Below are 20,042 nucleotides of genomic sequence, written 5' to 3'. Positions count from 1 at the left end.
GATGATTATACCGAGGAAACAGCCTACCCGAGAGCTGCCCTTGGCGACTCCTTGGCCTCGATGTTCACCTTGGATAAAGCGCTCGAATACGTTGCCGATTCTGCCGGGGGAAAGTGTTCAGGTTTGAATACGGATTTTACATTTATCTTTTTGTGATGATCGTTGATCCAAGATCAATCCAACGCCGACCATTTCAGACGCCGCGACGGCGATCAGACCGCCGTCACGACGTTAGTGCTCAACCGCGAATGAACGCCAACAAATCGGCGTTGATCTGATCCGCGTTGGTAGTCGGCATGCCGTGAGGAAAGCCCGGGTACGTCTTGAGAGTGGAATGCTTCAATAGTTTGGCCGAAAGCGGCGCAGAGTCGGCAAACGGCACAATCTGATCATCCTCTCCATGCATGACCAGTGTTGGCACCTGAATCGCCTTTAGATCTTCGGTGAAGTCGGTCTCGGAAAACGCTTTGATGCAGTCGTAATGAGCTTTTGCACCGCCCATCATGCCTTGACGCCACCAGTTGTCGATTACGCCTTGTGAAACCTTGGCCCCGGGTCGATTGAAACCGTAGAACGGCCCCGACGGCACGTCCACGTAAAACTGCGCGCGACTGGCGACCAGTGCCGAACGGAACCCGTCGAACACTTCCAGAGGTAAACCGCCGGGGTTACTCTCGGACTTAACCATGATTGGGGGAACCGCGCTGATCAGTACGGCCTTGGCAACGCGTCCCGGTTTGGCTCGAGCGGCGTAGCGCGCTACTTCACCACCACCGGTCGAATGGCCAACATGGATCGCACCTCTAAGGTCGAGCGCATCGGTCAGCTCTATGACGTCAGCGGTATAGGTGTCCATTTCGTTGCCCACCCAAGTTTGGGTCGAGCGCCCGTGACCACGGCGGTCGTGCGCGATCACCCGGTAGCCTTTGAGCAAGAAAAACATCATCTGGTTGTCCCAGTCGTCCGCGCTCAATGGCCAGCCGTGGTGAAACACGATGGGCGTCGCGTCTTTCGGACCCCAATCCTTGTAGAAAATCTCGGTGCCGTCTTTGGTCGTAATGGAATTCATGGCGTGCATCCCCACGTGATCTGGTTTGTGTTGGGTTGCAGGGTACTTATTAGCGGCCTGCGTCAACTCGGAAAAGCTGGAAAGCGGTACCATCAAACTTGCGGCCACTACTGCTGAACTTGTCAATATGGCCCGACGCTGCAGATCTGTCTCCCGATTGGAGCCTTTCATTGGCGGCCTCTTCGATCATATTTTGTTGCTCAGGGGTGGTATCTCGAAGCTCATGAGGTTTCACCGCGTCACCTCCTCGTCCCATTCGTCGCCAACAGCCAAAGCAAGGGGAGATTGGACGGAGGCGCAAACCCAACAAGCAATCAGTAGTCCCAGAAACCCGCTACCCAGCGAAAGGTGTCACCATCCACTGCCACCCGGCCCTGGTTGGCGGTTGCCCGCAGAACGTCCGGCACCGGCGACGGCATGGAGGTGAGGGAAAAATCGGGCGACTCCCAGAACGCGACCTCAGTGGCCGAAACGTGGATACGCACGTCTGGACGCAGCTGGTTCCTCACCTCATCGACAAGCAGCCCGCCAATATGGTCCATGTGCATGTGAGTAATAACCACGTCGGTCACGGACGCAAGTTCGATACCGGCGGCCTTCAGTCGCTTTGGGAACTGCCCGGCCCGCGGAAAGCCGGGGAACTGCGCTCCCAGTCCAGCGTCGACGAGGATGACTTTGTCGGCGCTACGCACTACGAGTACGTTTAGCGCCCAATCGAACGCGTCTGAGCTGGCATACGCGTCGAGACGTTCGCATCGACTAGGGAATTTCTTCAACAACCAAAGGCAGATTGTGCAAGCTGTTTAGTCCTTGATGTGCGACTGCAAGGTAATAGTGGTCTTGAGTTCCAAAGCCAGTTGGGTGGGGAAGCCGGTTGCCAGTGAACGGCCGCTTCTGGCCCAGGCTGTGTGAAAACGCAGGCACCGTTTTGAAGTCTGCGTTGCTACGTAAAATCTGCCAGCGTTTGGTTAATCAGCAGACTGGAAATTTGCGTAGGAACGCGATTTTCGTTCTGGTTTTGGCCGTAAAACCTGCTCTAAAACGTTTTCACACAGCTTGGGCCGATTGCTGTCAATCACGAATGATCCCGCAGAAGTCCCTCGAACCTCTTTTCACCTTTAGGGGAATCGCCTTTACAGACGCATGCCCATCTCGAAAGCACGAGTCTCAAACCCGAACTCTGTGTACATGCGAGCAGCACGTGCATTGAACGGCCAGACAGACAACCTCAAGTCCTGGGCGTCATTTTCGATTGCCCAGTTTTTAACGAGTTGAATAAGCCTACGTCCAATACCTTTCCCCCAAAATTGCTCGGCAACACATACCGATCCGATGCGAACAACATTCAGCGGTTGCATCAGCGGCCCAGAGCTTGCCGACAGGCTGGCAGTAATGAAGGCTGCGGCCTGGTGACCGACATTCGCGATGAATACAACCTGACCCGGTTTCTCGAAAAGACCTGACCAGTGAGGAAGGTCGCGCGAAAAGTCTTGGGTGGCAGCCGCGTAAATATCGGGACGGGCAGCGTGGTGCACCGCGTTAAGTAATTGTCCCAACTCACAAATGCTAAATGCGTCTTCTACCGTTGCGATTCGGTAAGTAATGGCTTCGTCCATGATGTGCAACTCTCCTTGATTGTGTGGGTGGTTCGCAGGGCTCCCAGTCTTTGTCTCATGGCAGGGAGGATATTCCAATGGCTGCTTTTGGCCTATTTCTGCCTGTCACCATGAGGCGGCAATGACACAACGTAATCATTCAGTGGATCCACAAAATCGTGGACAGCATCTTTCCACCCGTACAGATCGTTGAGAAAACAGTATCTGGAACCGGTGGTTTCGGACGTTCAAGCGGTAATTCAGCCGGCGCCGGTGGCGCAAAACCGGCTCTTTGCAACTGAAACACTGGCGAAACATTCGGGCCGTATGATCCGCTTCACGGAAACCGAAGGTGTTAGAGATGAATCGGCCATCACGAAGCATGCGCAAGTTGCTCGACTCAGTCGCTACCAACAACGAGGTCGCGGCGCTGGATGTAATGCGCGCAGCTGAGCAGCTCGAGGACGAGTTGTTGCGCCAGCGGTTGCTCAACCTGATTCACCGGCTCAATCAGGACGCCAATGACTTGCGATTGGCGCGCGACGACATCCAGGGCGGTGCCATCAAATTAGCGTGACCGGCCGCCGGCGGGCCCAACGCAGCCGGCCCGATGTGCCCGGCTATCGGTCCAGCAGAGGTGCCAGCAGTGCACACATGCCGCGCCAGTGCGAACCCTCCCAGTAAACCCGTTGGCAGGCGTCGCAGCGCAGGAAGTGCGAATAGAGGGCGCCAACGCGTGGCGGCACCTGCGGCCGGGCCAGTTCCGGGCTGATCTCGTGCAGCGGCAGGTTGCAATGAAGGCACAGGCTGAATGGCCGCGCACTACGCGCCAGGTCGAGGCGTTCGTACAATTCGCGCAGCTGCAGCGACGGTTTCAGGGCATGCACGTAACAGCCGTGGCTGATGATCCGCCGCTTGAGCAGTTCGCGGTCGCGGGTTAGCACGATGCGTCCTTGCTGCGCAGCGATCTCGGCGATCTCGCCATCCTCGAAGCCATTGTCGTAGAGGGTGTCGAAGCCGCTCATGCGCAGCAGGCTGGCCAGCCCGCCAAGGTGCGCATCAGCGACAAAGCGCAGCACCCGTAAAGGTTGCGCACGAACCTTGAGCAGCGGGCTGATGTCCAGCGCTTCGAACTTGGGATAGACCGCCAGCCGGTCACCGTCGAAAATCATCCGCTCGAAGCCCACCGACTCGCCGTTGAGCAGCACCAGCTCGACCTCCGTGTGCGGTATCCCGAGCGCCTCGATCATGTGCTTGACCGTCGCCCCTCGCGCGCACTCGCAGGTGAATGACTGCCGCCGCCGTTCGGCCGGCAGGAAATCGTTGAGCTCCTCGTAGAAGCGGAAGGTTGCACTGGTCATGCTGAACAGTATGGCAGGGCTGCAGGATGAGCGAGTCTAGTCCGGACATCTTCTCCGGCAGGTCCCAAACTACGATCGTAATAATGTTGAAATTGACTATGCCATGGAGCTTCGCTGCTGGATGTACTGCTTGAAATTGTTATCCGCGTCATTTGCTACCCAGCAGGCTGGGCATTCATCAAAATCGTAATATTGGGAGGGCGACCGGATAGAACGGCATGGTGCGCGGATACACCAGAAAACGAGTCCATCACCGAGCTGGGAGCCGCAATGTGTGGTTGTACTCGTGTTGATGCTGTTCAGGCAGTTCACATTAGGCCGAGCAAGCCAGCTTTTTGGCCATTAGTCGCGCTACATGACCGGCAGCTATCGACCCAGGCTGTGTAAAAACGCAGGCACCGCTTTGAAGTCTGAGATGGACTCAAGACGTTCATTAATCGTCGGCGCACGCCACCCGTGTTTTATAAAGAGCAACTTTCGCGCCGGCTGGCCTTGCTGGAACGAAGCCCGTCCACTGGGCTCATCCCCAGCAATAGCAATCCCAGCAGGGTCAATCCGACGCCGACTATTGCACTGACGGTCAACGGGTCGCCGAACTGCAGCCATGCCCACATCATGGTCACCGGTGGTGTCAGAAAAAGTGCACCACTGATGCGTTGAATGCTGAAACGTTGCAGGCACAGCCAATAAAATCCATAGCCACCCAAGGTCGCGAAGACCACTAGCCACAAAACGCCCCCTGCAAAGCCTGCGCTGGTCGGCGGCCGTATTTGCCCTTCGAGGCAGGCCAGCACCGTAAACACCGGGATCACTGCACATACCTGAATGAACAGCGCGGTCGGGGCCGGCATCGAAGCACCGGGCGAAGCTTTCTGGTACAGCGTGGCCGCCGCCAGGGAGAGGACTGCCAGCAGTGGCAAGCTGTAAACCCAGAGGTCAGCGGCATCCCATTCGACGCTAGCACCGCTGGCCACCAGCATGCCGGTCAGACACAGCGCCAGGCCCACCCACTGCCAGCCGCGCGTGCGCTGCCCGGGCACGCTACCTGCCAACACCACAATCGTCAGTGGCAATAGATTGGCGATGAGCGAGGCAGTGCCCGGCGCGACACCCAGTTGAATGGCTCCGGCGATCGGTCCGATGTAACCGCCAATCGCGAACAACCCCAGCAGTCCTTGATGGGCTACATCACTGCCGCGCAATTCACGCAAACCCGCCCAAGCGAAGGGCAGCAACACAGCCGCCGCCAGGATGAAGCGCCATAAAGAGGCCAGATAGACGCTTCCCTGATCGGCCACATAGCGGTAACCGATGAAACCAGAGCTCCAGCTGACGACCATGGCCAACAGCAACACGCCGCTAGTCAAAAGTGATAAGCGAGTTTGTATTACGTTCATCGAATGGCACCTGACAGGGGGCTGAATTCGATGGTATGAATAATACGCTGATGCAATCAAACGATACGATCAGCACCATTGATGCAGGATTTATAAACCATGGCCGAAGCGCTTGATATTGAACTGCTGCGAACTTTTCATGCGATTGTGCGCTTTGGGCAATTCCTGGCTGCTGCAAGCTTTTTGAACAAAAGCCCATCGGCGGTCAGTCTGCATGTTCGTCGCCTGGAAGCATTGGCAGGGGGACGCTTGTTGGAGCGCGATAATCAGACAGTGAGCCTGACTCCACTGGGCCGTCGCTTTGCGCTGCAAAGCGCCGAACTGTTACGGCTCCACGACCGGCTGCTTGCCAGCTTTACCGCGCCGGTGGCCAGTGGTCGAGTCCGACTGGGCATTTCCGAGGAGTACGCCGGCGCGGTACTGGGTTGTACGCTGCCGCACTTGACGGCGGATTTTCCTTACATAGAACTGGAGGTAGAAACCGGTGCCAGTGGCCGCTTGAACACCCGCCTTCAGCGTGGGCAGCTGGATATGGCACTGTTAGTGGCGCTGGTTGATGTTGCTGCGCCGCAGATGCGTTGCATAAAGACCTTCGGCATCACCCAACCCGTCTGGGTTGCCGCTCACGACTACATACAGGACCTCACCAAACCGGTCCCCCTTGCATTGCACGGCAAGGGTTGCCCGTATCGAAGCGTGGCTGTTGACGCGCTGACCCAGCAAGGTCGTCGCTGGCGGGCGGTCATCATGAGCGCCGGGGTCACCGCATTGGAAACCGCCATTGAGGCCGGATTGGCCATTGGCATCGTCGACCGTGCCCACGTGCGTCAAGGCATGCGCGTGCTGACTGTTGCTGACGGGTTTCCTGAGCTGCCCGTGCATGAATTACGACTGATGTTGGCCCCGGGGGAGTTGAGTGAGGCAGGGGAGGTGTTGGTGGGATTGATCGGCCATGGCTTTGAGCGTTAACGCGTCAGAATCAGTAGCGAGCGACCGCTTTGATCAGCTCTCTGGGGCATTGGTTGAGTCTAGACTGGGTTCAGCAGCTAGTTTCAATCGGTCAGCTTTACTAATGTATTTAGACTTACTTGGCGGTGCCAATTTGGCACTGGCCTTTTTTGCGTGAGCCTTTAATAACTGCTTTATTTTTTTACGACGATTCATATTTTCTACTCGGCTTGTAAGTCCTTGAATGATGGCAGAGGTTTGCGCACGAAACCTAGGTAGTGAGATAGGGCTTCACTGCGTCTTCAAGCATGTCCACCCGCTCAGGATCCATGTAGCGAAAGTCGTCGGGAATATCCAGATCGCTTCCGCCGTGGGACTACGCCATTGGTTACGACTGCAGACGAACAGGAGGTTTGTCACTCTTGATCCAACAGTTGGCGGGTGGTGCGCGCCTCGTGAGTACCGGGTTCAGCAGCCGCGGCAATACGAGTTGGGAGTATGGTAAGCGTGAATCGGGGGCAGTGGCTAGGTTGTTGAGTTCCCGATACCAGCAGCGCCCGCTTCTGGCCCAGGCTGTGTAAAAACGCAGGCACCGTTTTGAAGTCTGCGTTGCTACGTAAAATCTGCCAGTGCTTGGTTAGTCAGCAGACCTGAAATTAAGGGAGCAACGGGCTAACAACCGTAAAGCCAAGGCGACAGGTGCCTTGACACGTACCGATTCGCAGGAAAGGTAGTCTGTCGCTTCCTCCGATTATCTTGGGGGCGCTTAGTTCGGGACTACGCTAAAGCTATGCGGGTCGTCGATCAATTGTGACCCACTGTTCGCGCTGCGTCCGTCCTTGGAGCGCCCAATGCCGCCCATCACCACGCGCCTGCTGGCGCTGTTTGTTCTTTGCCTGACTCTTGAAGTGCCAGCCCAGACCAACGCCTGCCCAGCTGGCGAGAAACAAGTGTGCCTGGACGACTGCATCTGCCTGCCAGACGTGGGACAGCTGCTCGGCCCCCTGCCTGATGGCATCTACCAGATCGCGGCACCTGCCCTGGCGCTGTGGCTGACCCAAGCCCGCGCTGAAGCAGCCAACGCCGGCATCCAACCCATTCCACCGCACATCCGGGAGCAACTGCTGCGCTGGTACGACCCCAGCGTCCTCGATACCGCGCACTACAAAGTTAGCGACAACGGCCAATTCAACGCCGCCACTGCCATGCTGCAAAACCCCGATGTCGGTGCCGTGACGCTGATCGACATTATCCTCTTCCGGGACGCTCAAACCGCAGAACAGAACATCGCGCTCTGGGCTCACGAATTAAAGCATGTGCAGCAGTATCAGGAATGGGGGGTAGAAGGATTCGCCCAGCGGTATACACAAGATTTCAATGCTGTGGAGGCGCCGGCTTATGCCATACAGGCTGAGGTCAGACGGTTGGTGCGGGAAGGGGCTTACTGAAGGGTAATGGATCAGTCACGGGGCATGTTCAGCAGCGCCCTCACAGCAGCAAAGCTTCGCGGTTTTGAGTGACTGCTTCTGGCCGGTTTCTGCCCCTCACGGAGGGCCGCTATGGGTCGGCTGCTGCCCTTCGTAACTGGTCGTTATCGACCGAACGTAAGGAGGTAGGAACCTTTAAGGCCCACCCTCCCACAACTCAGCAGCCACCTGCGAGCATTGCTACGTCCAGTAATCGACCTGATGATGCCAGCCGCTCGACAGAAGTCGCAATTCAATCCCGAGCAATCTTGTCATTTGCCAAGGCTTAGGGCAGGGTCGATACCACTGAGATCTCTGCCAAAGGAGTCACCCCATGTCAAAGCTATATCCCAGTATCGATCCCGAGGGGCTGGTCGAGTACTCAGTGGTCTACACCGACCGCTCGCTCAACCACATGTCGCAGTCATTTCAAGGCGTGATGAAGAACATTTCCAGGACCCTGAAACAGGTCTACAACGCCCAGGCTGTTGCGGTGGTCCCGGGCAGCGGCACATTCGGCATGGAAGCGGTGGCGCGACAGTTTGCCACCGACCAGCAATGCCTGGTGATACGCAACGGCTGGTTCAGTTATCGCTGGAGCCAGATCCTTGAGATGGGCAACATCCCGGCGGCCACCACGGTGCTGAAAGCCCGACCGGTCGACACTGGTCGCCAGGCTGCCTACGCCCCACCCCCTCTTGACGAAGTGCTGGCAGCCATTCAGGCGCAGAAGCCGCAGATTGTCTTCGCCCCCCACGTTGAAACCTCATCAGGGATTATCCTGCCCGACGAGTACCTGCGGGCCGTCGGCGACGCCGTGCATGCGGTGGGTGGCCTGTTCGTGCTGGACTGCATCGCCTCAGGCACGCTTTGGGTTGATATGCAGAAATGCGCAGTCGACCTGCTGATCAGCGCACCGCAGAAAGGCTGGAGCGCCTCCCCTTGCTGCGCCCTGGTGATGCTCAGTTCTTTGGCCCTCGAGCGCATCGAACAGACGCATAGCAGCAGCTTCGCCTGCGACCTGAAAAAGTGGCTTCAGATCATGCAGGCCTACGAACAGGGCGGACATGCCTACCATGCGACCATGCCCAGCGATTCCCTCGCGCGATTTAACGAAGTGATGAAAGAGACGCAAGCCTACGGTTTCGACAAGGTCCGCGGCGAACAACAGGCTCTGGGCGATCGGGTGCGCGCAATGTTGACCGGAAAAGGCATCAAAAGCGTGGCCGCAGCCGGCTTTCAGGCCCCTGGCGTAGTGGTGAGCTACACCGATGATGCCGACATCAAGAGCGGTAAGAAATTTGCCAACCACGGCCTACAGATCGCCGCCGGAGTGCCGTTGCAATGCGACGAGCCGGCCGACTTCCAGACCTTCCGCATCGGTCTGTTCGGACTCGAAAAGCTGCACAATATCGAGCGCACGGTCAGCACCCTCGAACAGGCACTGGACGAGGTGATGGTTAACTAAGCCCTCATCTTGCCCGCAGCACATACCGAACTTGTGAATTCTAGGAAGGCATCCTGCCCTGGGCACTGCCGGCCCATGGCGCTGATCTTCGACGAATATGACGCTGGTCGCCCGGACGTCATGTTAGAACCACAAGGGAAAGCCCGTGCACGCGTCTTACTGACACGTGCGCCCTCCAGCGCTATCAGAAAAGGTTTCCAACGAAGCCTTTCACGGGGCGGATGATTGGCGGCTGTATGACTTGGATCGACCCAAAGCTAACGATGGGGACAGGCAGAAATCGGCCCACAGCAGACGGTCACGACCGACCGCTTATGGCCGATTGCTGCCTTCCACGACCGGCTGCAACCGGCCAGAAGGAGTCATTAAGCCAAGGACGGGTTCAACCCAAAACTGAAGGTCTATGTCTTTACAAAACCAAAGGCGATTCACAGAGTCAGCGCGCAGGCAGCTCAGTGAAACGAAGCTTGGGATAGATCCTTCGTTCGAGCGCACATTCGGAGATCTGCCAGAATGCAGACAGCAGCGCTTGCTCTGATGGGCAATGTCGAGTCATTACCTCGAATTCGTTGTAATCGAATGCCAGTACGCGAATAGCAACATCATCCATGAACTCCAGGATCATGGCCCCGTATACATCATAGGCGTCGATAAATAGCTCTTTGACCACCACAACGCCCACTAGTGGGCGCGCTGCAAGATCTATATCAAGCGGCGCGCCACTAACAAGCTTCAGTGGAGGATTGCCCTCGCGCCTAATCGTTGAGACCGCGCCGCGAAGCTGCGATAGACCTTCCTTCAACTGGCTAACGGCTTTTTTCCGTTTTCGTTCGAGTTTTGTGCCCAAAATTGCAGCGGTATTAGGACTGTCTTTAGTCTGTAGCAGTAAGGTCACCTCGCTACCTAAAAACCACGGCGTCAACTAGCTCTTCGCCATCAGCGATTTTCAAGGGGCCATGGATAATCTGCTCTGCCGATACGCACGTTGGAGCAGATAGATAATATCCACCTCCTGAAAGTGGCCGGGCTCCGGTCGTTCCAGCTGAGTGTTTGAGAACCCGGCGGAGCCTTGAAACCCTTGGCGGGTTAAATCGGTGATCAAGAAGTCGCTGGGAAATAGGTCGTCTAGCAGCCTCACCGTCATGGCGCGAGCGTCATCTTCAGCGGTAGTAAAACTGAACCAAGTGTCCGCCTGCTCCATCATGGGATGCCAGTGTTCACGTTCCAGGGGGCTGATGAAGCCTGCATACTCTCGAAGCTCATCTAGCTGGGCCTGCGCTGAGCAGCTAAGAAGCTCGCGGTTGTGCTCATCGAAGAAGCAAATGCTGAACTCATCCGGAAAGCTTTGGAATGCCTGCGTAAGAGGATCCCCGCCCAAAAGGGGCGTCCTAATCATCAGCGGGCTACTTGGGTCATCGAAGCATGCCGTCAACAGCGTGAGGCCAGTGACATCGCCTGATTTGTAGGGCGCCAGGTAGAGCCTCAGCTCACGTCTCTCACGCGCAGCCAGAATGAACTCTTTCCCCGTCTTAACGACAAGCGCGGGGCCATCAGGCCCCTGAACAACCCAAAGGCCACGACCAAGCTGGGCTACCTCCCGAAGAACTTCAGGCTTCATGATCGATAAGTACATTAGGTCTCCTTTCTTGAGCATCCACTCTAGGCCGAAATCGACCCAAAGCGGTCATTCAGGTCGGTGCTGTACGCATGAGTGATCGCCATGCGTTGAACAACCATCCTCTAGTCATTTGATATATCGGTAGACCTTCGTTGTGCGCACCGAGAATCCCGCGCCCTCGTATAAACGATGAGCAGATTCACGATCTGGGTTGGATGTTAAATCCAGTGTTTTCGCCCCGAGGTCACGGCTTTTTTCTATTGCTGCTTGTATGAGTGCTTTGCCAACCCCTTGACCTCGAGCACTGGCATCTACTACGACGTCTTCGATCCAGGCACGAATGCCTGTCGGAATGCGAAAATGAATTAGGGTTAGCGCCCCCAAGATGCTTCCGCCACCTGTTGCTTTCACCACCAACAAATCGGAGCACTCTGAATCCACAATCTGCTTCAAATCTTCCATTGTCATCGCTTGAGCGTTTTTAGAAAGCTGTGGGAGAAGGTCATTCAAAGATCTGAGCAGTATGGGATCGGTTTCTTGAACCACCTCGACAATAGCGGATTGGTTTGTCATTAAAGATCCTCAAGTGAAAGGGGGTGAAGCTTCAATGGTTCAATTCGACACATCATCCCAAAGGGACTGCGAGTGACCGCTTCTGGCCGATAGCGGACACCCAAACGGCAGAGGAGAGTGAGCAAAATCGCGCCTCCCGCTCTTCCGCCAAGCCTGACCAGGTAGCAACCGGCGAAAATTGGCGCCGAAAGGACTAGCACCGGTGTTAACGTGTAACCGACTTACCCGTACATGTATAAAAGGCCGTCGATCAGTTCCAGTTCCTGTTGGCCGGAACTGTCTGGGCTCAACGTCCATATTCAACGTAGGGGCCCAAGTAGAAACCTTGCGTCTCCCAGTTGATTCGATAAATCACTTCTTTGCCTGGCTTGATGTTGGCCGCGATAGTTTTGATCGCGACACCAGCACATAATCCAGACTCGGCGAGCCCGGTGCCGAGATTCACTTCACCGGCAGGCAAAATGAAAGATGCCTTCTGACCGGGACCTATCTTGGCTGCGCGCTGACCATCAATGTAGAACACGACGTCACATCCCGAACCGACAAACCCGTCATCACGGAGAATGGTCAGGCGTCCCGGATCTTTCGTTCCCTGGCTTTTGAACGCGTATAGTTCATTGGCCGGCACTGGCCTCGCTTCAGAAACCCGCATAGGTGATGTTGCGCACCCGCCCAAGGCCAGCAAGAGCGCCCCCGTTGCGATAATCCTTTGCATAATTTTTCCCTCCTGAAAAAGGGCGAATGTATCAGAGCGTCATACTGCTTTGCTTCATAAAGCCATTCGCCAAAAACACCATCGCCAAGTACTACCAAGAGTGTCTGCTTTTGGCCGGCAGCAGCCAGTCATTCGTCGCCGAAGGTTTTCTCTCACAACCCCTGCTGGACCTGCGCGGATCGACCGTCAGAATGGCGAACGTCACCATCCATCTATTCAAGGCAGATTCCAGGCGTTGCGGGCAAGCTATCGAGAAATGCGGCAATCTGCCGGGTACCGCGCAAGTGCACCGTAGGAATTTGCGGGCCTATGGCCAAGCGCACCGCCTCGATACCTTGGCGGTAGCCACGATCGAAATTCCACACGAAGTTCAGAAAGGTCAGGAACGCCCGGTCGAGCTTCTCTGTACAGCCTGTTTTTCGTCGACCCAGAGGCCACTACCGAAACCCTGGTGGTTTACTGGTGCGAGACGCTGTCCTCGGTCGACGTCATGGTCGACCACTTGGTGGATCATCTAGAGGGTGGGTCGCGCAATGCCCTGCTGGGCATTTCAAACAGCATCATGCTGGCGGAGATCACGGCCAACCGAGTGCTGGATCAAATCGATCCGCCTCAATAGACGCGGTCCGCTGTGGCGAGGGAGCACGCTCCCTCGCCACAGTTTGCTCAGCGCAATCAACTTCCAGCCTGTTTATTCAATGCCTCTTCAGCCGCGGCGATTTCAGCCTGACGCTTGACGATCATGTCGCCAATCGGCGGCCCCTGGAAGCGTCGGGCTTCAAAACCGAACCAGACGATGGCCGTCAGCACCAGAAACCCAATGGTGATGTACAGCGCCCAATCATTCGGTGGCTGGATGCCGATGACGAAAATGATCACCATCGAGAGAACCGAGAGGAGGGCGAATACCGAGTACCAGAAGCGCCCCATGTTCCACGGCCCCATGGTTGGCCACTTCGACGTCCCGTAGGTAAACAGGCCCAGCACGATGGGAATGACGAAGGAGAAGAACAGGAAGATCACCGTGCAGGACACCACGATGGTATAGACCGGCGTTTCACCGATGGAAATCACCGACGATCCCCAGACGAACAACACCGCGAGGGTGGCACCGGTCCAGATCGCCGCCACCGGGCTGCGAAGGGTAGGTGAGACCGAGGCCAGTGCTTTGGAGAAGGGCAGGCCGCCGTCACGAGAGAACGCAAAGATCATGCGTGAGACCGAGGTCACGGTCGCCAGCCCGCAGAGAAACTGCGAGATGAAAATGGCCACGTACAGCGCCGTTTTTACCGTCGGGTTCACCTGGGTGTCCATCGCCCAGAAAAACACGGTCCAGCCATGCTTGGCGGCCTCGTCCATGCTTGGCAGCATCAGGACAAACGAGCTGAGCATGACCCAGCCGAACAGCAACGACCAGACCACCGACATGACCATGCCCCGTGGCACTGACATGGCCGCATTGCGGGTTTCTTCCGAGGTGTGCGCGGAGGCGTCATAGCCGGTGATGGTGTAGATCGGCAAGAGCAGGCCGAGCATGAAAATCCAGCCGTTCGAGACCTGTGGCCAGACGCTGCCGCCGACCTCACCGGAATAATTACTGAAGGTCCATAACCGGGCGAACTCATAACTGGGCGCCGATATCAGGCAGACGATGGTCAGCGCGAGCGCCGTGGCGAAGATCAGATAGCCCGAGAAGTCGGTGAGCTTCGCGGTCAGGCCGATACCCAGGTGGTTACACAAGGCCTGGATACCCGTCAGGATCGCCAGGAAAATCACCCGGGTCGTGGTGGTGTCTTCCATGCCCAGGGCCGGCCCGAAGGCACCGAAAAAGAAGTAATAGGTGCCAACGTTAATTGCGCCGAGCACGGTGACCAGCCCGAGCAAGTTGAACCACGCGGTCAGCCAGCCAGTGAAGCGGTTACCGAGAATCGAGCCCCAGTGATAGAGGCCGCCGGCGGTGGGGTAGGCCGAGGAAATCTGCGCCATGGCCATGGCGAAGACCCCCGAGATCAGGCAACCGATCGGCCAGCCGATGCCGATTGACGCACCGCCCGCACCCGAAGTGCCCTGGGCGAGTGAGTTGATACCACCCGAGAGAATGCAGATGATCGAAAAGGAAATGGCAAAGTTGGAGAAAACGCCCATCCGTCGCGACAGCTGCTGGGCATAGCCCATGCTGTGCAGCACCTTGACGTCATCGTCTTGCGGCGCGCTTGTGCCGGGCTGGCTTGCTGGCTTCATGTTGTGTGCCCCTTAGGTTTTGATACGCATCCATCCGGGTTGTACGTGGCCGGATGGGCTGGCCTTCAACCCCTTGTCGTACTGCTCCTGTTTCTTACGGATAAACCCCGTCCATGCTGCGAGTTCGCACCTTGGCCATGGACAGACAACTGCTCTAGAGACGGCCGTGGTACGCCGCATCGAAAATTTCTGCCGCGCCATTTCGGGTCAATGGCAGCGGGTTGCCGCCAGCGCAAGGGTCGACAACCGCCATGTCTGCGATCAGGTCGGCCTGCTGATCATCCACCCCCAGCTCAAACAGCGTGTGCGGCACGCCTATGTCCTTGCGCAACTTGAGGACGAAGGCCAGAAAACTGTCGAAGCCGGGAGAGGGCAGACGCAAATAAGCCGCGAGGCGGGTGATGCGTTCCTCGATGGCCGGGCGATTGAACTTCAGCACATAGGGCATGAACGTGGCATTGGTCATGCCGTGGTGGGTGTCGTACAGGGCGCCCACCGGATGCGAGAGGGCGTGCATCCCGCCCAGACCCTTCTGGAAAGCGGTAGCGCCCATCGCGGCCGCCGCGAGCATTTCCGCTCGCGCCTCCAGGTCCGAAGGTGTGTGTACGGCTCGCACCAGGGCATTGGCGACCAGACGCATACCTTCCACCGCAATGCCTTCGGCCATGGGATGAAAGCCGGGGGCGCAATACGATTCCAGACAATGCGCAAACGCATCCATGCCGGTGCCTGCGGTGACCTTTGCCGGCATGCCGACGGTGAGGGCCGGGTCGCTGATGACCACGCGCGGCATCATTTTCGGGTGGAAGATGATGCGTTTGGTGTGCGTACGCTCATCGATGATCACCGCCGCACGGCCCACCTCGGAGCCGGTGCCCGCCGTGGTCGGCACCGCAATGATCGGGGCGATGCTGCTGTCGTCGGCGCGGGTCCAGTAGTCGCCGATGTCTTCGAAATCCCAGACCGGGCGGGTCTGGCCGCTCATGAAGGCGATGAGCTTGCCCATGTCCAGGCCACTGCCACCGCCGAAGGCGACCACGCCATCGTGTTTGCCGGCGCGCCAGGCCTCGAGCCCGCCCGCCAGATTGGCTTCGACCGGGTTGGGTTTAAGGTCGCAAAACAGCGCGACGCCAAGGCCGGCGGCGCGCAAGGCGTCCACTGCTGACGTGGTGATCGGGGCACGCGCCAGCCCACTGTCGGTGACCAACAACGGTCGCTGGATCCCTTGACTGCGGCAGATCTCGGCAAGCTCGGCAATGCGGCCAACACCGAAGCGGATGCTGGTGGGGTAGTTCCAGTTCGCGGTCAGGCTCATGGCTCAGATCTCGTGGCGCAAATGGAAGGATTTCGCTCGGGTCAGGTGTTCATAACCCAGGCGCGACAGCGTGACGCCGCGCCCACTGTTCTTCACCCCTGTCCAGGCCAGGGCCGGGTCGAGGTAATCGCAGCGGTTCATGAAAACGGTGCCGGTGTCGATTTCGTTGCCCAGGTGTTCTGCGGCGGCAAGGTCTTGCGTCCAGATGGAGGCGCTGAGCCCGAACTCACTGTCGTTCATCAGGGCGATGGCTTCGTCGTCGCTGGCCACCGGCATGATGCCGACCACCGGACCGAAGCTTTCCTCGCGCATGACCGACATTTGATGAGTGACATCCACTAATACCTGCGGCGCGAGGTAGGCGCTGCCCGGCGCGTCAGCGGGAAAGGCCTTCGGATCGATCAGTGCCCTGGCGCCCTTGGACAGTGCATCGGCGATCTGACCACGCACGAATTCAGCAGCGCTCGGTGTGACCAGCGGACCGAGCGTGGTGGCTTCGTCCAGTGGATTACCGAGCACATATTGGCCGGTCAAGGAAACGAAGCGCTCGACAAAGGCCGGGTAGATTTTTTCATCGACATAAATGCGCTCCACGGCGCAGCAGCTCTGCCCGGAGTTGAAGAAGCTGCCATCCACCAGGTTTTCCACCGCGTGTTCGAGGTTGGCGTCTGCGCGGACGTAGGCCGGGTCTTTGCCGCCGAGCTCCAGGCCCATACCGAGAAAGCCTCCGGTGGCGGCGTTTTCCATGGCTTTGCCGGCGTCGACCGAGCCGGTGAAGTTCACCTGCTGCACGCGTCCTGAGGCAATGATCACCGCGGTATGGAGATGACTCAGCAGCAGGTTTTGGAACAATCCTTCGGGCAGATGGGCGCGGCGAAAGGCCTCGGCGAAACGCTCGCCTACCAGCAGCGTTTGCGAAGCGTGTTTGAGGATCACGCTGTTGCCGGCCATCAGCGCCGGGATGATCGTATTCACCGCCGTCAGGTAGGGGTAGTTCCAGGGTGCGACGACCAACACCGTACCCAGGGGCTCGCGTTTGATACAGCGTCGAAAACCGGTGACAGGCGTGGGTTCAAGCGCTGCCAGGGCATCAGGCGCAATGGCAATCATATGGCGGGCACGCTCTTCGAAGCCGCGCAGTTCGCCAGCGCCAAAGCGCACCGGGCGGCCCATCTGCCAGGCCAGTTCCGGCACGATCTCTGCCTTCATGGCCAGCATCGCGTCCACCGCGGCGCTGCAAAAGGCGGCGCGTTCGCTCAGCGGCCGACGTTTCCATTGCGCCTGGGCGGCAGCGGCAGCCGTCAGAGCCTGCTCGACCTGTGTGGCGTCGGCGCAGCGACGTTCGGCGTAGACCCGGCCATCGACCGGTGAGATGAGTTGAATCATCGTGGTCATGGTGGTCTCAATAGCGCTCGAAGCCGCGCTGCAGTTCCCAGTCGGTGATCCGCCGGTCGTACTCTTTCTGTTCCCATTCGGCGGTGTGCACGTAGTGGTCGATCACTTCATCACCAAACGCTTCGCGCAACATCGTTGAGGTCTGGAGCGCGGTGCTGGCTTCGCGCAGCGTCTTCGAGACTTCAGGCAAGTGCTCGTCGAGGTAGGCATCGCCTTCGAAGGGCGGCACGAGGCTGAGCTTCTCGTCGATACCGGCCAGTCCCGCAGCAATTAAGGCAGCGAAGGCCAGATAAGGGTTGAGGTCGGCACCGCCGATGCGACATTCGATGCGGATGGCTTTGCTACCTTCTGCGCACAACCGAAAGCCTGCGGTGCGGTTGTCCCGACTCCACACCGCCCGCGTCGGTGCAAAAGTGCCGGCCTGAAAGCGCTTGTACGAATTGATGTAGGGCGCGAGAAAACAGGTGATGTCGTTGGCGTATTTGAGCTGCCCGGCCACCCAGGAGCGCATCAGTTTCGACATGCCAAACTCCGCCTTGGGGTCGAAGAACAGCGGCTTTTTGGCGCTCTTGTCCCACAGCGAATTGTGGATGTGGCTGCTGGAGCCGGCGGCGTCATAGCGCCACTTGGCCATGAACGTGATTGCTTTGCCCTGCAGTTGCGCGATCTCTTTGCAGGCGTGCTTGATGATGACGTGGTGGTCGGCCATGGTCAGGGCATCGGCATAACGGATGTTGATTTCTTCCTGGCCCGGCCCCCATTCACCCTTGGAATTTTCCACGGGAATGCCGCAGGCCTGCAGATGTTTGCGAATCGCCCGCAGCACCGGCTCTTCGCGGGTGGTCTGCAGGATGTTGTAATCCTCGATGTAGTGACCGGCCGTTTTCGGCTTGTGGTAGTTGCGCTCGTGGATGGCCTCGTAGCTCTCGTCGAACAGATAGAACTCCAGTTCCGAGGCGAACATGCCGGTGTAACCACGCTCGCGCAGTCGCTCGACCTGCTTTTTCAGGATCGCCCGCGGGCTGTGTGGCAGGTCGCGCCGATGGTGATGATCGAGCACATCGCAGAGCACCAGCGCCGTGCACTCAAGCCAGGGCACCCGTCGCAACGTCGCCATGTCGGGTTTGAGCACAAAGTCGCCATAGCCTTTGCTCCAGCTGGCCGCGGCGTAACCCGGCACCGGCTCCATGTCGATGTCGTCGGCCAGCAGGTAATTGCAGCAGTGGGTTTCTTCGTGGCCGCTGTCGATGAAAAACTCGACCTGGAATCGCTTGCCGACCAGTCGCCCCTGCATATCGACCATGCACACCAGCACGGTATCGATCTCGCCGGAGGCGGCGGCACGTTTGAGTTCGGCTAAGCTGAGGAGGGGCTCGGTCATCACGTCAGTCCTGCGTGAATTGTTTGGGCCTGTCTGAAATAGCTGTTGCAGACGCTCTCCAGAACAAACCAAAACCTGCAGACGCGAGCATCGTGAGCAATAAGCTGATGTAAGCGTAGCCTACTGCCGCAGAGTGCAAGTTTCGCAGATCCAAGCCTGATGATTCTGTTCGCACCTCCCACTCGAGGACACAAAGATGGCGAAGAAGAGAGAGCACAACACCTACCAACGTCTCGAACAGCAGTACCCGGATTACTTGGCCGCAGTGGAGGCCCTGGGTACGGCGGTGCGTCACACCGGCCCACTGGAGGAGATCGTTGTCCAGCTGATCCAGCTCGGTGCCGCGGCGGCCATTCGCTCTGAGGGCGCGGTGCACAGTCATACCCGACGGGCACTGGAAGCGGGCGCTACGCCAGAGCAGATCCGTCATACGCTGATCTCACTGACGAGCACAATCGGTTTCCCGACCGTCGTTGCGGCCATCAGCTGGGCGGACGATGTGATTGAGACCTGAACGAGTTCGCTGAAAGACAGGGCTCCGCTCGTCTTGACCCTAAGCAACGGGGCGGGCTCCTTCACACTTAGGCAGTCATTTTTTGGCTATTTTCTCTGGCCCAGGGTTTCCCCAACAATCCGCGCGGCATCTCGTGAGGGCGGCATGCCGAATACCCGTGCGTAATCGCGGCTGAATTGTGTCGCGCTTTCATAACCGACCTCGAACGCTGCACTCGTGACACTTTTGGCGTTGGCCACCAGCAACGTCCGGGCCTGAAGCAAGCGAACCCTTTTTTGATACTGCAACGGGCTCAGCGCGGTGACGGCTTTGAAGTGCCGGTGAAAGGCCGACACGCTCATCGCCGCTTGTTGCGCCAGTGTCTCCACACGGATGGGCTTGGCGAAGTCCCGACGAATGTACTGGATGGCCAGGCTGACCCGAGCCATGGCGCTATCGGGTGCCGCAATATCACGCAGCATCCAGCCGTGGGGCCCTTGCAAAACACGGTACAGAATCTCCCGTTCGTAGGCAGGTGCCAGGGCCGCAATTTCCTCCGGTCGGCCCATCAAACGCAGCAACCGCACCCAGGCGTCCATCAGGTCGGGCGTGACAGCGGCTACCGAAAAACCTGCTTCCTTGTCGTAATGCCCGATGGGCTTTGGCAGATCCGCCAGCAGCGTCACCAGGACCGTCGGGTCGAGTGTCAGGCTGACCGCCAGATAAGGCTCACCGGAAGCAGCAGGGTGTACTTGACCGACCGCAGGCAACTCGATGGACATGACGAAATAGGTCGCCGGGTCATAGCGAAGTGTGCGGTCTCCGATGGTCATTGATTTACTGCCTTGCAGGATCAGGTTGATCATCGGCTCGTAAACCGCAGCCAGCAGGTGCTCAGGGATTTCGCCCTGGACCATGGCGACGCGGGGGATGCCCGTCTCCGTGCGGCGGTTCTCGGCCCGGGCAGCCAGCGCGCTAAGTTCATTCAGTTGGTTTGTCATGAGGAG

At 58.1% G+C, this 20,042-nt stretch carries 19 protein-coding genes and 4 pseudogenes; 7 read left to right on the top strand and 16 right to left on the bottom strand.

Features of this window, described 5'->3' with window-relative positions; translation table 11 throughout:
* Positions 1-238: 238 nt before the first annotated feature.
* A complete protein-coding gene (locus ACYZT5_RS11310) occupies positions 239-1,069 on the bottom strand; it encodes an alpha/beta fold hydrolase (protein WP_462051174.1) in 831 nt (276 codons plus the stop codon).
* A 374-nt stretch (positions 1,070-1,443) separates the two neighbouring features.
* Positions 1,444-1,797: pseudogene (locus ACYZT5_RS11305) on the bottom strand (MBL fold metallo-hydrolase); the annotation flags it as partial.
* A gap of 3 nt (positions 1,798-1,800) precedes the next feature.
* Between ACYZT5_RS11305 and ACYZT5_RS11300 the strand changes: the two are divergent.
* A pseudogene (locus ACYZT5_RS11300) lies at positions 1,801-1,929 on the top strand (DNA-binding response regulator); the annotation flags it as partial.
* A 273-nt stretch (positions 1,930-2,202) separates the two neighbouring features.
* Here ACYZT5_RS11300 and ACYZT5_RS11295 read toward each other — a convergent pair.
* Positions 2,203-2,685, bottom strand: coding sequence for a GNAT family N-acetyltransferase (locus tag ACYZT5_RS11295; RefSeq protein ID WP_462051173.1), 483 nt, complete (start codon positions 2,683-2,685; stop codon positions 2,203-2,205).
* Positions 2,686-3,025: 340 nt separating this feature from the next.
* On the opposite strand from ACYZT5_RS11295, the gene ACYZT5_RS11290 reads away from it, so the two are divergent.
* Entirely contained in the window at positions 3,026-3,241 is a 216-nt protein-coding gene (locus ACYZT5_RS11290; protein ID WP_462051172.1) for a hypothetical protein, read from the top strand.
* 43 nt (positions 3,242-3,284) lie between these two features.
* On the opposite strand, the gene ACYZT5_RS11285 is transcribed toward ACYZT5_RS11290, so the two are convergent.
* On the bottom strand, positions 3,285-4,025 hold the full coding sequence (locus tag ACYZT5_RS11285; protein ID WP_462051171.1) for a Mut7-C RNAse domain-containing protein: 741 nt from the start codon (positions 4,023-4,025) through the stop codon (positions 3,285-3,287).
* A 461-nt stretch (positions 4,026-4,486) separates the two neighbouring features.
* A complete protein-coding gene (locus ACYZT5_RS11280) occupies positions 4,487-5,422 on the bottom strand; it encodes a DMT family transporter (RefSeq protein WP_462051170.1) in 936 nt (311 codons plus the stop codon).
* A 99-nt stretch (positions 5,423-5,521) separates the two neighbouring features.
* Between ACYZT5_RS11280 and ACYZT5_RS11275 the strand changes: the two genes are divergently transcribed.
* Positions 5,522-6,391, top strand: a complete 870-nt coding sequence (locus ACYZT5_RS11275) for a LysR substrate-binding domain-containing protein (protein WP_462051169.1) — start codon at positions 5,522-5,524, stop codon at positions 6,389-6,391.
* Between the two features lie 33 nt (positions 6,392-6,424).
* Here ACYZT5_RS11275 and ACYZT5_RS11270 read toward each other — a convergent pair whose 3' ends face one another.
* Complete coding sequence (locus ACYZT5_RS11270) at positions 6,425-6,586, bottom strand: DUF2986 domain-containing protein (protein ID WP_462051168.1); 162 nt, start codon at positions 6,584-6,586, stop codon at positions 6,425-6,427.
* Between the two features lie 635 nt (positions 6,587-7,221).
* On the opposite strand from ACYZT5_RS11270, the gene ACYZT5_RS11265 reads away from it, so the two are divergent.
* Entirely contained in the window at positions 7,222-7,818 is a 597-nt protein-coding gene (locus ACYZT5_RS11265; protein ID WP_462051167.1) for an eCIS core domain-containing protein, read from the top strand.
* Between the two features lie 352 nt (positions 7,819-8,170).
* Positions 8,171-9,304: an aminotransferase class V-fold PLP-dependent enzyme gene (locus ACYZT5_RS11260; protein WP_201117413.1), complete on the top strand. Its 1,134-nt coding sequence runs from the start codon at positions 8,171-8,173 to the stop codon at positions 9,302-9,304.
* Positions 9,305-9,740: 436 nt separating this feature from the next.
* Here the strand turns inward: ACYZT5_RS11260 and ACYZT5_RS11255 are convergent, their stop codons facing one another.
* From ACYZT5_RS11255 to ACYZT5_RS11235, 5 genes and pseudogenes are all read right to left on the bottom strand, one after another.
* Positions 9,741-10,226: a hypothetical protein gene (locus tag ACYZT5_RS11255; RefSeq protein ID WP_462051166.1), complete on the bottom strand. Its 486-nt coding sequence runs from the start codon at positions 10,224-10,226 to the stop codon at positions 9,741-9,743.
* A gap of 24 nt (positions 10,227-10,250) precedes the next feature.
* Positions 10,251-10,937, bottom strand: coding sequence for a hypothetical protein (locus ACYZT5_RS11250; protein ID WP_462051165.1), 687 nt, complete (start codon positions 10,935-10,937; stop codon positions 10,251-10,253).
* A 111-nt stretch (positions 10,938-11,048) separates the two neighbouring features.
* Positions 11,049-11,495: a GNAT family N-acetyltransferase gene (locus ACYZT5_RS11245; RefSeq protein ID WP_462051164.1), complete on the bottom strand. Its 447-nt coding sequence runs from the start codon at positions 11,493-11,495 to the stop codon at positions 11,049-11,051.
* 286 nt (positions 11,496-11,781) lie between these two features.
* Positions 11,782-12,210 (bottom strand): hypothetical protein, encoded by a 429-nt coding sequence (locus tag ACYZT5_RS11240; RefSeq protein WP_462051163.1) that lies wholly within the window; start codon positions 12,208-12,210, stop codon positions 11,782-11,784.
* A 212-nt stretch (positions 12,211-12,422) separates the two neighbouring features.
* Positions 12,423-12,623: pseudogene (locus ACYZT5_RS11235) on the bottom strand (AAA family ATPase); the annotation flags it as partial.
* Between ACYZT5_RS11235 and ACYZT5_RS11230 the strand changes: the two are divergent.
* A pseudogene (locus ACYZT5_RS11230) lies at positions 12,620-12,829 on the top strand (DUF6124 family protein); the annotation flags it as partial. The pseudogenes ACYZT5_RS11235 and ACYZT5_RS11230 overlap by 4 nt on opposite strands.
* Before the next feature lie 56 nt (positions 12,830-12,885).
* Here the strand turns inward: ACYZT5_RS11230 and ACYZT5_RS11225 are convergent.
* The 4 genes from ACYZT5_RS11225 to ACYZT5_RS11210 form a co-directional block, all read right to left on the bottom strand.
* Positions 12,886-14,451 carry an amino acid permease gene (locus ACYZT5_RS11225; RefSeq protein ID WP_462051162.1) on the bottom strand — a complete coding sequence of 522 codons (1,566 nt, stop codon included), beginning with the start codon at positions 14,449-14,451 and terminating at the stop codon, positions 12,886-12,888.
* Positions 14,452-14,605: 154 nt separating this feature from the next.
* Positions 14,606-15,766: an iron-containing alcohol dehydrogenase gene (locus tag ACYZT5_RS11220; protein ID WP_462051161.1), complete on the bottom strand. Its 1,161-nt coding sequence runs from the start codon at positions 15,764-15,766 to the stop codon at positions 14,606-14,608.
* A 3-nt stretch (positions 15,767-15,769) separates the two neighbouring features.
* The gene (locus ACYZT5_RS11215) at positions 15,770-17,161 is read right to left on the bottom strand and encodes an aldehyde dehydrogenase family protein (RefSeq protein WP_462051160.1); all 1,392 of its coding nucleotides are present in this window, start codon (positions 17,159-17,161) and stop codon (positions 15,770-15,772) included.
* A 7-nt stretch (positions 17,162-17,168) separates the two neighbouring features.
* Positions 17,169-18,542, bottom strand: a complete 1,374-nt coding sequence (locus tag ACYZT5_RS11210; protein ID WP_462051159.1) for a glutamine synthetase family protein — start codon at positions 18,540-18,542, stop codon at positions 17,169-17,171.
* A gap of 196 nt (positions 18,543-18,738) precedes the next feature.
* On the opposite strand from ACYZT5_RS11210, the gene ACYZT5_RS11205 reads away from it, so the two are divergent.
* The gene (locus ACYZT5_RS11205) at positions 18,739-19,056 is read left to right on the top strand and encodes a carboxymuconolactone decarboxylase family protein (RefSeq protein ID WP_449643590.1); all 318 of its coding nucleotides are present in this window, start codon (positions 18,739-18,741) and stop codon (positions 19,054-19,056) included.
* A gap of 86 nt (positions 19,057-19,142) precedes the next feature.
* Here ACYZT5_RS11205 and ACYZT5_RS11200 read toward each other — a convergent pair whose 3' ends face one another.
* Positions 19,143-20,036, bottom strand: a complete 894-nt coding sequence (locus ACYZT5_RS11200) for an AraC family transcriptional regulator (RefSeq protein ID WP_462051158.1) — start codon at positions 20,034-20,036, stop codon at positions 19,143-19,145.
* Positions 20,037-20,042: the final 6 nt, after the last annotated feature.

It is taken from the genome of Pseudomonas sp. LB3P14 (assembly GCF_054898045.1).
This window is presented reverse-complemented; position numbering and strand designations above follow the sequence as displayed.